The following is a 12,462-nucleotide window of genomic DNA, read 5'->3' as shown; positions in this document are numbered from 1 at the left end:
CCGGCCGGCCGCGGGCGCCGTCGGCGCGGCTGAGCTGGAAGCCGCCGGCGTGCAGCCCGGGGCGCCCTGCGAGGCCGACCCGTCTGCGGCGCCGGCGCCCGGCGGTGGGGGAGCCGGGGCCGCAGACTGTTCGGCCTCGCAGGTCTCACCGTCCTGCTCGCCGTCGGCTTCCTGCTCAGCCTCGCCTACGGCTCCCGCGTCATCCCGAACGACGTCCTGTTCGACGCCCTCCGCCAGCTGCCCTCCACCCTGGGCTCCGACCAGATCGACGACCCCGACCTCCAGGTCATCGCGGAACTCCGGTTCCCCCGCACCCTCATCGGCATCGTCGTCGGCGCCGCTCTCGGCGTCGCCGGCGCACTGATCCAGGGGCACACCCGAAACCCCCTGGCCGACCCCGGCATCCTCGGCATCTCCGCCGGGGCGTCCCTGGCGGTCGTCACCAGCTACGCCCTGTTCAACGTCACCGGCACGGGCGCCACCGCGGCCTGGGCCTTCGGCGGCGCGATGGCGGCCACCTTCGTCGTCTTCGGGCTGGCCTCCGTCGGCGGCGGCAACGTCCACCCGCTGACCCTGATCCTCGGCGGCGCCGCGCTCAACGCCGTCCTCCAGGCGGTCATCAGCGCCTTGGTCCTCACCGACGAGAACAACCTCGACCGCATGCGCTTCTGGACGGTCGGCTCCGTGGCGGGACGTGACATGGGGGTCTTCTGGGGCGTGCTCCCGGTCATCGTGGTCGGGCTGCTGCTCGCCTTCGCCACCGGCCCGCAGCTCAACCTCCTCAACCTCGGCGACGACGTGGCCTCCGCCCTCGGCGTCAACACCCGCGTCGCCCGCTTCACCGGCATGGTCGTCATCGCGCTGCTCGCGGCGTCCGCCACCGCGGCCGCCGGGCCCGTCGCCTTCCTGGGCCTGGTGGTCCCCCACCTCGTCCGCTCGATCACGGGCCCGGACTACCGCTGGATCCTGCCGTACTCCGCACTCGGCGGGGCGACACTGCTGATCTACGCCGACGTCCTCGGCCGTCTCGTCGCCCGTCCCGGCGAGCTCCAGGTCGGCATCGTACTGGCCTTCGTCGGCGCCCCGCTGTTCATCTACATGCTGGTACGCAGGAAGGTCGTGCAACTGTGAACCCCCCGCCCACGACCACCGGACCCACCGCCGAGCGGCGCCGCCTGGTACGTGACAGCCGCGTGCCGGGACGCCCCGCGTTCCGGGTCGGCGCACTGTCCACGGTGTGGCGTCCCCGGCACTTCTTCGTCACCCTCGGCCTGGCGGTCGCCACCGTCATGCTGTTCCTGCTGTCGATCTGCCTCGGCGACTACCCGCTGACCCCGGCCCGCGTCTCGGAGATCATCGGGGCCCGTCTCTTCGACGCCCTGCACCTCACCGTGCTCCGCGACCTCATCGTCGACCCGTCGCGCATCGAGGAGCTCGTCGTCTTCGAATGGCGTATGCCCCGCTCGGTGACCGGGGTGGTCGTCGGGGCCGCACTGGGGCTCTCCGGCGCGCTCACCCAGTCAGTCACCCGCAATGCGCTGGCCAGCCCCGACATCCTCGGAATCACCACCGGCGCCTCCGCCATGGCCGTCACCATCATCGTGCTGGGCGGGGGCGCCTCCGGTGGACTGGTCGGGTGGCTCTCGGGTGTCGGCATCCCCGTCGCCGCACTGGCCGGCGGGCTGCTCACCGGGCTGGCGATCTGGATCCTCGCCTACCGCCGGGGGATGGACCCTTTCCGGCTGGTGCTCTCCGGCATCATCATCTCGGCGCTGCTGATGGCCTACATCAACTTCCTGATGACCCGCGCCGACCTCCGCGACGCCGCGACGGCGCAACTGTGGCTGTCAGGTTCACTGAACGCCACGAACTGGACCCGGGCGCTGCCGGTGATCATCCTCGTCCTCGTCGGGACACCGGTCTTCGCGTGGATCTCCTTCCAGCTGCTCGCCGGTGTCCTGGGCCCGGACGTCTCCCGGTCCCTCGGCCAGAACGTCACCGGGGTGCAGGTCGCGCTGCTGGTGTTCTCCGTCGCGCTGGCCGCCGTCGCCGTCTCCGCCGCGGGCCCCATCGGCTTCGTCGCCTTCGTCTCACCGCAGATCGCCCAACGGCTCTGCGGACGACCGACCCCACCCCTCCTCGCGTCCGCGCTGTTCGGCGCCTGCCTGCTGGTGCTCGCCGACATGGCCACCCAGTCGCTCCTGCCCGTCGAGCTGCCCGTGGGGCTGCTGACCTCCGCGGTCGGCGGACTGTTCCTGATCTACCTCCTCGTCCAGAACAACCGGAGGGCCTCCACCGAATGAGCACCCAGACCCGAACCCAGACCAACACCATCACCGCCACCGGCCTCACCGTGGGCTACGGCAAAGGCACCCCGGTCATCGACGACCTGACGCTGAGCATCCCCGGCGGCAGTGTCACCACGATCATCGGACCCAACGGCTGCGGCAAGTCCACCCTGCTGCGGTCCCTGGCCCGACTGCTGCCCGCCCGCTCCGGCGACGTCCACCTCGACGCCACCGACATCGGCACGATGAAGCGCAAGGACCTCGCGAAGATCATCGGCGTCCTGCCGCAGTCGCCGGTCGCCCCGCCCGGTCTCGTCGTCTCGGACCTGGTGTCCCGGGGCCGCCACCCACACCAGAGCTGGATAAGGCAGTGGTCGTCCACGGACGAGGAGGAGGTCATGGCGGCCCTGGAGATGACGTCGGTGGCCGACCTGGCCGACCGCCCGGTGGACTCCCTGTCCGGCGGGCAGCGCCAACGGGTGTGGATCTCCATGGTGCTGGCACAGCAGACCGACGTCCTGTTCCTCGACGAGCCGACCACCTACCTGGACCTCTCCCACTCCATCGAGGTCCTCGACCTGGTGCGCGAGCTCCGCAGGCGGCTCGACCGTACCGTGGTGATGGTGCTGCACGACCTCAACCTCGCCGTGCGCTACTCTGACCACCTGGTGGTGATGCGCGACGGTGCTGTGGAGGCCGCGGGCAGCCCCGGGGAGATCATCACCTCCCGCCTGCTCAAGGAGGTCTTCGACCTCGACGCCGTGGTCATCGAGGACCCCGTCGTCGGCGGTCCGTTGATCGTCCCGTCCGCCCCGCCCGAGACCGGCGACCACCTCGGCGAGAACCCGGGCGAAAACCCGGGCGATCCGGTCACGTAACGCACCCACTGGAGGACGCACCACCATGGCCACCACACCTGTCACCGCCGTCCGCGACACCGAGCTGCGCGAACATCCCCGACGTGACCCCTCCGAGGGCACCGAACCCGCCGACGAGTTCGGCGGACGGCTTGTCGAGGTCACCGTGACCGCCAACGACCTGGTCACCCCGAACCTGCGACGGCTCACACTGGCTTCCCCGGAATTCCGGAACCTGGAGCTCACCGGCCCCGACGAGTTCTTCGGTCTGCTCATGCCGCAGGACGGCCGGGACTTCGAGCCCTTCGACACCGCCGGACGGAACATCCGGGCCGCCGTCGCCGCGATCGACGAGGACGTCCGCCCCGGGTTGCGCTGGTACACCGTGAGGCACCTGCGCCAGGAGGACGGGGAGATCGACGTGGACGTGGTGATGCACGACGACCACCCCGGTCCCGGTGCGGAGTGGGTCGCCGCCGCCCGTCCCGGCGCCACCGCCGGCGTCTGGCTGTGCAACGCCATCTGGATCCGCCACGCCGAACGTCCCCTGTTCGTCGCCGACCCGTCGGCGGTGCCCGCGCTGCGCACCATCCTGGAGTTCACCGAGGACCACCACCCCGACGACCTGTCGAGGTACCACCTGGTGGTCGTGGCCCACTCCCCCGACGACCTGGAGAGCGGCCTGGCCGAGGACTGGTCCGAGCGGGTCGGTTCCCTGCGGATCATCTACACCTCCCCCGGCATGGAGGCGGAGGCCGTGGCCGCGCATCTCCGGCAGGCGGCCGGCGACGGGCATCCCGGCACCGCCGTGGAGTACGTGTGGGCCAGCGGTGAGGCCGGGCTGGCGAAGACCGTGCGCGGCATCGCCGTCGACGAGTGGGGTGTCGACACGGCCTTCGTCGACTGGGTGGCCTACTGGATCGAGGGCCGGCCGCGGCCGTGAGACAGCGGCCGGGTACGGCTCCGGTGACTACTGCACCGCCACCTCCACCCCGAGCTCACCCAACAGACGCCGGCGCAGCTCGGCCGGGTCTGCCCCGGCGGTCACGCACTGGTGGCTCAACCGTCCGTCCTTCAGGACGACCACCCGGTCGGCGAGCGCGAGCGCCTCGTCGACGTCGTGGGTGATCATCAGCACGGACGGACGGTGCCGTGCGACGAGGTCCCGGAGCAGGCCGTGCATCCGGATCTTGGTCAGCGCGTCCAACGCCCCGAAAGGCTCGTCCGCCAGCAGCAGCTCCGGTTCCCGGACCAGTGCCCGGGCCAGCGCGGCACGCTGCTGCTCACCGCCGGAGAGCTCGACCGGCCAGGCCCGTTCCCGGCCGGCCAGGCCGACCTCCGACAGTGCCTCCCCGACCTTCCGGCCGGTCCCGGCACCTGAGGGCAGTCCGAAGGAGACGTTCTGCGCCACGCGCAGCCAGGGCACCAGCCGGGAGTCCTGGAAGACCACGGACACCCGGTCCGGCACCTCGACCACGCCACTGCCGGCGACGTCACCGTCGAGTCCGGCCAGGGCCCGCAGCAGCGTCGACTTGCCCGAGCCGCTGCGTCCCAGCAGCGCCACGAACTCGCCGGCCCGTATGTCCAGGTCGACCCCGGAGAGGATGTCGGTGCCGCCGTCGAAGGACCGGTGCAGGTCGCGTACCTTCACCGTGCCTGTCAGCTGATCGTGCGTCGCCATGACAGGGCCCTCCTTCCCACTGCGCGGAGAACGGCATCTGCGGTGACGCCGAGCACCGCGTAGGTCACCAGTCCGACGACGATGATCTCCGTCTGGCCGTAGTTCGACGCCAGGGTGATCATGTACCCCAGCCCGGAGGTGGTGTTCACCTGTTCCACGACCACCAGCGCCAGCAGGCCGGCGGTCACGCCGTAGCGCAACCCCAGGACCACCCCGGGCATCGACCCGGGCAGGATCACCCGGCGGAGGAACTCCGCCCGGCTGACCTCCAGGGTGCTGGCGAGTTCCACGAACCTCCGGTCGATCGAACGCAGACCGTCGAAGGTGTTCATGTACACCGGGATCAGGGTGGCGAGTGCGATCGTGGTGACCTTCATCTCTTCACCGATGCCGAACCAGAGGATCAGCAGAGGCATCAGGGCCAGGGTCGGGATCGACCGCTTGACCTGCACCGGACCGTCGATCAGCGATTCTCCCCAGCGGGACAGCCCCGCCACGGCCGCCAGGGCTACGCCGGCGACGACCCCCAGGGCGATACCCGCCCCGGCCCGGGTCAACGAGGCCAGCAGGGACTCCTGCAGGCGCCCGGTCCCCACGAGCTCACCGGCGGCGGTGGCGACCTGCCAGGGTGCGGCGAGGATCCGTGGGTCGATCAGACCTGTGGCCGAACCGACGGTCCAGACCAGCAGGAGGACAAGGACCCCCAGGCCGCGTCCGAACCGCAGGCGTCCTCCGGGGCCGTAGCTGCGGCGGAGGGGACGGACGTCGGCCTGCGCCGCGTCCGCGCTCCGCCCCGCCGGTGGTGTCCCGAGGCCGCCGGCCGACGGGTCGGCCTCGTGGGCCGTGTGGTGTACGTGTTCCAGTGTGGTGGTCATGCCGCCAACTCCTCGGGTTCGAACCGACGGTCGTAGATGTCCTCGACGTCGATCTCCGGATGGTCCTGTTCCCTCGACAGCAGGTCCGCTGTCTCCTGGTGTTCGCTGATCAGCCCGTCCCAGTTCTCCGGGACGGTGAAGTCCCCCTGCCGGTCGACGACGTAGCGGGCGTCCTCCTCCGACAGTCCCTGCCGGTCTACGAGGTAGAGGTCGGCGAACTGCTCCCGGTGGTCGTTGATCCACGGGGTCAGCTTGTTCCACACCTGCACGTACTGCCTCAGTGCGGCGGTCTTCTTCTCGTCCTGGAGGGTCTTCGTCGGCACGTACAGGTGCCAGGGGTCGTCGGGCACGCCGGGTGGCACGGTGCTCGCCCCGTCCTGCCCGTACTTCGCCAGGTAGGAGCGTGCCTGGGAGATGCCGAGCGGAGCGACGTCCACCTCACCCTTGGCGATGACGTTGACGAAGGTGTCGTCGGTGCTCTGCAGCTCCACCAGGTCGACGTCGTCCTGGGACAGGCCGGCCTCCTCCAGGACGCGCAGCACCAGGGCCCCCTGCGCCTGCCCCGGGCTGTAGGCGATGCGTTTGCCCTTGAGGTCGGAGATGTCGCGGACGTCGGCACCGGGCGCGACTCCCAGCTCGTAGGTGGGGTGCTCCAACGGGTCGACGGTGCGGCGGGCGGCGACGACCCGCACGGGGGTGTTCGTCCATGTCGCGAACAGCGGCGGGATGTCGGCGACCGCGCCGACGTCCAGTGCATCGGCGCGGAAGGCCTCGAGGGTCTTCGGGCCGCCGTCGATGTTCGCCCATTCCGGGGTGAAGTCCAGTTCGTCGATCAGTCCGGAGGCCTCGAGCACGGCCTCGGTGCGGGGGTCACCGATGCGCAGCACGGTGTCCTTGTCCACGGTCTGGGAGATCGCGGCGGTCTCGTCGTACCCGGTGTCCTCGCCGACGGCGTTGCAGCCGCTGACGGCCAGTGCGGTGAGCGAGCTCAACGCGACGAGCGTGACGCCGCCGGTGGTCGTGGTCCTCCTCATGCGCTCTTCGCCTCCTGCTGCCCGGTGTCTTCGCTGACCAGGGGTCCCCCGTGGTTGGTGACCGGGTAGCCGCGGCGGCGGAGTGCCGGGACGACACCCTCCCCGACGTGGTAGGTCTCCTCCAGGTGCGGGTAGCCCGACAGCACGAACTCGGTGACGCCCTGCCGCTGGTACTCGACGACGAGGTCGGCGACCTCCTCGTAGGAGCCGACGAGCGCGGTCCCCGCCCCGCCGCGGACCAGTCCCACCCCCGTCCACAGGCCCGGGTGTATCTGCAGTGCCCGGACGTCGTCCCCCGCGCGGAAGGCCGATCCGCGGCCGTGGAGTTCGGCGATCCGGCGCTGACTCTCCGACTCGGAGGCGGCGATCGCCTCCTGGGCGGCGCGGACGTCGGACGCGGAGACGTGGGTCAGCAGGCGGGCGGCGGCGTCCCAGGCCTCCTCCGTGGTGTCCCGCGCGATGACGTGGACGCGCAGTCCACCGCGCGCCCCGGGCAGGGCGCGGAGTTTGGCACCGACGTCCTGCGGACGTTCACCCCAGGTGAGGTAGGTGTCGGCGTGCTCGGCGGCGACGCGCACGGCCTCCGGGGAGGAACCGGAGAAGTACACCGGAGGGACGGTGCCCGGACGGACCGGGAGCCGCGCCCCCTCGATGTCGACGTGGCGTCCGGCGTAGGTGACCGGGTCAGCTGAGGTCCAGAGTCTCTTCCACACCTCGAGGTACTCCCCGGTGCGTTCGTAGCGTTCGGCCTTGGGCAGCCGGTCACCGCTGGCGAGCTGCTGGACCGGTTCTCCGCCGGTGACGACGTTGACCAGGAGGCGGTCGCCGGAGAGCCGTTGGAAGGTGGCGGCCGACTGCGCCTCCTTGAGGGCGGTGGCGAGTCCGGGCCGTACGGCGACGAGGAACTTCAGCCGGTCGGTGGCGCCGAGGAGGCTGGTGGCGACGATCCAGGGGTCCTCGCACCACAGGCCCACCGGGATGAGGACGCTCTCGAAGCCGTTCTGTTCGGCGGCGAGGGCCAGCTGGGTGAGGTACCTGCTGTCGACGGGCCGGTCGGGCAGGCCGTGCCGCCCGTGGGCGGCGACCCTGCCGCCGGGGCCGCCGCCGACGACGTAGCGCGAGTCGACGAAGGGCGGCAGGTACCAGTGGAATGTCAGTTCGGGACGGTCAGTGGTCTGTGGGGGTTCATCGTGTCGTGGCATGGCAAGAGTGAACCACTCTGTCTACTTTTCGCCCCACAGTTCCGCTCCCGGTGAGCGGAAAGCGGGGCTCGCTCAGCGGGTGGCGAGCAGTTCGTCGTCGATCAGGGTGTTCTTCCCGGCCCGTACCCCGAGCACCCCCATCAGCACGGCGATGACCACCAGCGCCACCAGGATCCCGGACCAGTCACCGGTGCGGCCGTGCACCAGGCCGATGAGGAACGGGCCGATCCCGGCGATGAAGTACCCCATCGGCTGGACGAAGCCGGACAACCGCGCTGTCACCAGGGAGGACCGGCTCCTCGCGGTGATCAGCGCGATCGCCGTCGGGAAGCAGAAGCCGCCGAGCCCGAGCATCGCCGCCCACGCCAGCGGCGCGGCCGTCGGCGCGAGCAGGATCCCCAGGTAGCCTCCGGCGGTCAGCAGTGCGAAGACCAGCGGGAACGGGGCGAGACTGCGCGCCCGGTCGATGACGGTGGGCATCACGATGCCGCCGAGGATGTTGAAGGCGCCGATCATCGCCAGGGCAACGCTGCCCACGTCCCGGGAGACCCCGGAGTCGACGTAGATCTGCGGCAGCCAGCCCATCTGCAGGTAGGCGTTCATCGCCTGGACACCGAAGAACAGGGTGAGGAACACCGCGGTCGGTGCGCGCCACAGGGAGGCCCGGGTCAGGACCCCGACCTCCTCCGGGGTCGGCTGCGGCAGTGCCGAGGGGATCGCGTCAGCGCGCCCTGGGCCTTCTGGGCCTTCTGGGCCTTCTGTGCCTTCTGTGCCACTGTCGCCCCCGGTACCCTTCCCGGCTCCGGGGAAGTCGGACCCGGTGCGCAGCGCCACGACCACCCAGACCAGCACCTGGACCATGCACAGGAACGCCCACACGAACAGCGCCCACTTCCAGGCGTCGGCCCCGTCGAACCACAGCACCGACAGCGGGCCGACGGCACCCGAGACCCCGAGCAGGGCGCTGTAGACCGTCATCAGTGCCACGGTCCGGCGTCCGCCGTAGTTCTTCGCCCAGGCCGGGATCAGCACGTTGCCCAGGGCGATACCCGCGACCACCAGGCCGGTGAGCACGATGAACACGGCCATCGTCCCCACCCACGGACGCACCGCCAGGCCCACCAGCGACACGACCATTCCGGTGACGATCGTGCGGCTGAGCCCCAGGCGCCGTGCCAGCGGCACCGCGCACAGTCCCATCACGCCGAAGAGCACCCCCGGCAGGGCGGTGATCAGGCCGGCGTAGGAGGTGGATGTGCCGAAGGCGTCCAGGACGTCGGAGAGCACCGGTCCGAGCGAGGCGATCCCGGCGCGCAGGTTCACTGCGGCGACCGCGACGGCGACGAACGCGAGGACCACCGGGACCGCCGGACCTCCCGGGAGGCGCCGCACGCGGCGTCCCTCCTGCGCGTCCGCCCCACTGTCTGCCCGGCTGCTGTCGGCCACCCTTACCGTCCTCCTGCGCTGTCGTGTCGTCTCGTGGTCCTGTCGTCCGGCCGTGGTCGGCCATGGTCGGCCGTGGTCGGCCATGGTCGGCCGTGGTCGTGCCGCCAGAACCCCTGCAAACCTACTCCCTGTCCGACGGCCCGGAAACTCCGGTCGACAGTCACCGCGCGCGTCGCGTGTTACCCCGGGACGCCTGCCCGGTCAAGAGTTCGCCACGGTCCGTGACGAACGGTGTCGCCCCGCGGCCGGCGTTCCTACCATCCCGGGGCATGACAACCACACCAGAACCAGCATCCGCACCGACGACCCCCTCCACCCCGTCCATCGCCGTCATCGGCGCCGGCCTCACCGGTGTCAACGCCGCCCTGGCCTTCCGACGCCAGGGCTGGCGGGTGGACCTCTACAGCAACCGTTCCCGTTCCGCGCTGCGTGACGACGTGCCCGCCACCGGCACCGCCATCCTCTTCGGCGATTCCCGGGAGCCCGACCGCACCATCACCGCCGACCGCTACGCGGCGAACCCCGCCGCCCACCTCAGCGCGAGTTCGGTGGGCATCGCCGGCGCCCCGCCGGAGGCCTCGTTCACCGCCCGGTTCACCTACGAGGCGCAGTCCGTGGACCCCCGGCTGCGTGCCGACGACCGGCTCGGGGAGTTCCTCGACGGAGCGTCCGGCCGTTTCATCGTCGGGGACGTCACCCCGGACTCGCTGGACTCCATCGCCGCCGACCACGACCTCACCTTCGTCGCCACCGGGAAGTCCGGTCTCGCGGAGCTCTTCGAGGTCGACGCCGACCGCACCCCCTACGACGCCGCGCAGCGCCACCTGCTGACGGTGACGGCGCGGGGGCTCCCCGCGGACCACGTCTTCCGCGGTCGCGGGAGTACCGTGCCCGGTGGCCTGCTGTCCCTGCACGAGGAGGGCGAGATCTTCGTGGGCCCGCACCTGCACAAGGACGCCGCCACCGGAGACCCCGACGGCCCAGAGGGCACAGAGGGCACAGAGGGCACAGACACCTGGGTGATCCTGGCGTGGGCCCGGCCGGGCACCCCGACCGAGGAGGCGTTCTGGTCGGCGACCAGCGCACCTCAGGCCCTGGAGATCCTGAAGGACCTGCACCGCCGGGAGTTCCCGGACGTCGCCGACGACATCGACCGGCTGCGCCCCATCGGGTCCGACCCGCACTCCTGGCTCAAGGGGGCGGTCACCCCACGGGTGCGCCGCCCGACCGCACGCACGGCGGGCGGGCACCTCGTCGCCACCCTGGGCGACACCTCCGTCGCCGTCGACCCGATCGCCGGACAGGGCGCCCAGCTCGGCACCTACCAGGTGGCCGCCCTGCGCGACGGTCTGCGTGACGCCCTCGCCGAGGGGCGCGACTGGGACGAGGACCTGCTCACCGGGCTCTTCGAGCAGCACTGGCTGGACCATGCCGAGGCCGGGGTGGAGGTGACGTCCCTGTTCCTCGGCGACCCGGTGTTCGAGGAGGTGGCGCAGGAGTTCTTCGCCTCCGCCGCCACGGACCCGGCCACCGCCAGCGCACTGTTCAGTCTCTTCTCCGACCCCTCCCCCGCAGTGGTCCTGCGCACCGCGGAGGACGTCCGCAGCCTCGCCGCGGCCTTCCGCGAGGTCGCGGCATGAGCGCCGGGACACCGGAGGGGCGCGGCACGGTGCCGGCGCGGCGCATCCGCTTCAACGCCTTCGAGATGAACTGCCTGGTGCACCAGTCGCCGGGGCTGTGGCGCCACCCGGACGACCAGTCACACCGGTACACGGACCTGGGCTACTGGACCGGGCTGGCGCAGACGCTGGAGGAGGGCCTCTTCGACGGCATCTTCCTCGCCGACGTCCTCGGCGTCTACGACCTATACGGGGCGTCACCGAAGGCGGCGTTGCGCTCCGGGGCGCAGGTCCCGGTCGCTGACCCGCTCCCCCTGGTCAGCGCGATGGCCACGGTGACCGAGCACCTCGGGTTCGGGTTGACCACCGGCACCGCCTTCGAGCACCCGGTCCCGTTCGCGCGCCGTGTCACCACGCTCGACCAGCTCACGGGCGGCCGTCTGGGGTGGAACGTGGTCACCGGCTACCTCCCCTCCGCGGCGGAGAACACGCAGTCGCGTGGGCAGCTCGACACCTTCGAGCACGACGCCCGCTACGACCACGCCGACGAGTACCTCGAGGTCCTCTACAAGCTGTGGGAGGGGTCGTGGGAGGACGACGCCGTGCGCGCCGACCCGGTGGGCGGGGTCTACACCGACCCGGGGAAGGTCCACCCTGTCGACCACCGGGGTGTCCACTACACCGTTCCGGGTATCCACGTGTCCGCTCCGTCGCCGCAGCGCACACCGGTGATCTTCCAGGCCGGGGCGTCCGACCGTGGGAGCACCTTCGCCGCCACCCACGCCGAGGCGGTGTTCGTCGCGGCGCCGACACCGCAGAAGCTCGCCGGCGTCGTGGAGACGCTGACCCGCAAGCTGCACGACGCCGGCAGGTCCCGGGACGACGTGGTGGTCTACGCCCTGCTCACCGTGATCACCGACAGCACCGACGAGGCCGCGCGGGCCAAGGCCCGGGAGTACCGCAGCTACGTCGACCCGGAGGGGTCGCTGGCCCTGATGTCCGGGTGGATGGGCGTGGACTTCTCGTCCTTCGACCTGGACGACCCGGTGACCGGCATCGAGTCCAACGCGATCCGTTCGGCCGTCGCCGCCTTCCAGAGCGCCTCTGGTGACCAGGGTGCGGAATGGACCGTGCGTGAGCTCGCCGAGTTCGGCGGCATCGGCGGTCTCGGCCCGGTGGTCGTGGGTTCCGGCGAGAGCGTCGCCGACCAGCTGGAGCACTGGGTCGACGTCACCGGCGTCGACGGGTTCAACCTCGCCTACGCCGTGACCCCGGGCAGTTTCCGGGACGTCGTCGACCATGTCGTCCCGGTCCTGCAGGAGCGCGGCGAGTACCCCACCGGCCACACCCCCGGCACCCTGCGTGACCGCCTGTTCGCCCGCCGGGACCGCGTCACCCCCCACCCCCCCCCACCACACCCCCACCCCCCCCCCACCCTACCAGAGGGGAGAAACGCAGGG

11 protein-coding genes are annotated in these 12,462 nt (G+C 71.3%); 6 read left to right on the top strand and 5 right to left on the bottom strand.

Annotated features, from left to right (window positions below):
- Positions 1-66: 66 nt before the first annotated feature.
- From Q0A34_RS10390 to Q0A34_RS10375, 4 genes are read left to right on the top strand one after another with little or no spacing between them, the layout of a single operon-like run.
- Positions 67-1,131, top strand: a complete 1,065-nt coding sequence (locus Q0A34_RS10390) for an iron ABC transporter permease (RefSeq protein ID WP_291479924.1) — start codon at positions 67-69, stop codon at positions 1,129-1,131.
- Positions 1,132-1,175: 44 nt separating this feature from the next.
- The gene (locus Q0A34_RS10385; RefSeq protein ID WP_291479923.1) at positions 1,176-2,303 is read left to right on the top strand and encodes an iron chelate uptake ABC transporter family permease subunit; all 1,128 of its coding nucleotides are present in this window, start codon (positions 1,176-1,178) and stop codon (positions 2,301-2,303) included.
- Positions 2,300-3,166 (top strand): ABC transporter ATP-binding protein, encoded by an 867-nt coding sequence (locus tag Q0A34_RS10380; RefSeq protein WP_291479921.1) that lies wholly within the window; start codon positions 2,300-2,302, stop codon positions 3,164-3,166. The genes Q0A34_RS10385 and Q0A34_RS10380 overlap by 4 nt, the downstream gene beginning before the upstream one ends.
- Positions 3,167-3,191: 25 nt before the next feature.
- Positions 3,192-4,088, top strand: coding sequence for a siderophore-interacting protein (locus Q0A34_RS10375; protein ID WP_291479920.1), 897 nt, complete (start codon positions 3,192-3,194; stop codon positions 4,086-4,088).
- A 27-nt stretch (positions 4,089-4,115) separates the two neighbouring features.
- Here Q0A34_RS10375 and Q0A34_RS10370 read toward each other — a convergent pair whose 3' ends face one another.
- From Q0A34_RS10370 to Q0A34_RS10350, 5 genes are all read right to left on the bottom strand, one after another.
- On the bottom strand, positions 4,116-4,826 hold the full coding sequence (locus Q0A34_RS10370) for an ABC transporter ATP-binding protein (protein WP_291479919.1): 711 nt from the start codon (positions 4,824-4,826) through the stop codon (positions 4,116-4,118).
- Entirely contained in the window at positions 4,805-5,701 is an 897-nt protein-coding gene (locus tag Q0A34_RS10365) for an ABC transporter permease (protein ID WP_291479918.1), read from the bottom strand. Before Q0A34_RS10365 ends, Q0A34_RS10370 begins: the two co-directional genes overlap by 22 nt.
- Positions 5,698-6,735 carry an ABC transporter substrate-binding protein gene (locus Q0A34_RS10360; RefSeq protein ID WP_291479917.1) on the bottom strand — a complete coding sequence of 346 codons (1,038 nt, stop codon included), beginning with the start codon at positions 6,733-6,735 and terminating at the stop codon, positions 5,698-5,700. Before Q0A34_RS10360 ends, Q0A34_RS10365 begins: the two co-directional genes overlap by 4 nt.
- Positions 6,732-7,937, bottom strand: a complete 1,206-nt coding sequence (locus Q0A34_RS10355; RefSeq protein WP_291479916.1) for an LLM class flavin-dependent oxidoreductase — start codon at positions 7,935-7,937, stop codon at positions 6,732-6,734. The genes Q0A34_RS10360 and Q0A34_RS10355 overlap by 4 nt, the downstream gene beginning before the upstream one ends.
- 72 nt (positions 7,938-8,009) lie before the next feature.
- Complete coding sequence (locus tag Q0A34_RS10350) at positions 8,010-9,383, bottom strand: MFS transporter (protein ID WP_363316446.1); 1,374 nt, start codon at positions 9,381-9,383, stop codon at positions 8,010-8,012.
- A 269-nt stretch (positions 9,384-9,652) separates the two neighbouring features.
- On the opposite strand from Q0A34_RS10350, the gene Q0A34_RS10345 reads away from it, so the two are divergent.
- Both Q0A34_RS10345 and Q0A34_RS10340 read left to right on the top strand, forming a co-directional pair.
- The gene (locus Q0A34_RS10345) at positions 9,653-11,023 is read left to right on the top strand and encodes a monooxygenase (protein WP_291479915.1); all 1,371 of its coding nucleotides are present in this window, start codon (positions 9,653-9,655) and stop codon (positions 11,021-11,023) included.
- Positions 11,020-12,462: LLM class flavin-dependent oxidoreductase (locus tag Q0A34_RS10340; RefSeq protein WP_291479914.1), on the top strand; the 1,443-nt coding region annotated here is incomplete at its 3' end. The genes Q0A34_RS10345 and Q0A34_RS10340, both read left to right, overlap by 4 nt.

It is taken from the genome of Corynebacterium sp., assembly GCF_022712195.1.
GTDB lineage: Bacteria > Actinomycetota > Actinomycetes > Mycobacteriales > Mycobacteriaceae > Corynebacterium.
This window is presented reverse-complemented; position numbering and strand designations above follow the sequence as displayed.

Excerpts from the sequence above, each read along its gene's own strand:
- Q0A34_RS10345 (WP_291479915.1), top strand. The coding sequence starts at position 9,653 with ATGACAACCACACCAGAACCAGCATCCGCACCGACGACCCCCTCCACC.
- Q0A34_RS10375 (WP_291479920.1), top strand. The coding sequence starts at position 3,192 with ATGGCCACCACACCTGTCACCGCCGTCCGCGACACCGAGCTGCGCGAA.
- Q0A34_RS10360 (WP_291479917.1), bottom strand. The coding sequence starts at position 6,735 with ATGAGGAGGACCACGACCACCGGCGGCGTCACGCTCGTCGCGTTGAGC.
- Q0A34_RS10365 (WP_291479918.1), bottom strand. The coding sequence starts at position 5,701 with ATGACCACCACACTGGAACACGTACACCACACGGCCCACGAGGCCGAC.
- Q0A34_RS10355 (WP_291479916.1), bottom strand. The coding sequence starts at position 7,937 with ATGCCACGACACGATGAACCCCCACAGACCACTGACCGTCCCGAACTG.
- Q0A34_RS10370 (WP_291479919.1), bottom strand. The coding sequence starts at position 4,826 with ATGGCGACGCACGATCAGCTGACAGGCACGGTGAAGGTACGCGACCTG.
- Q0A34_RS10380 (WP_291479921.1), top strand. The coding sequence starts at position 2,300 with ATGAGCACCCAGACCCGAACCCAGACCAACACCATCACCGCCACCGGC.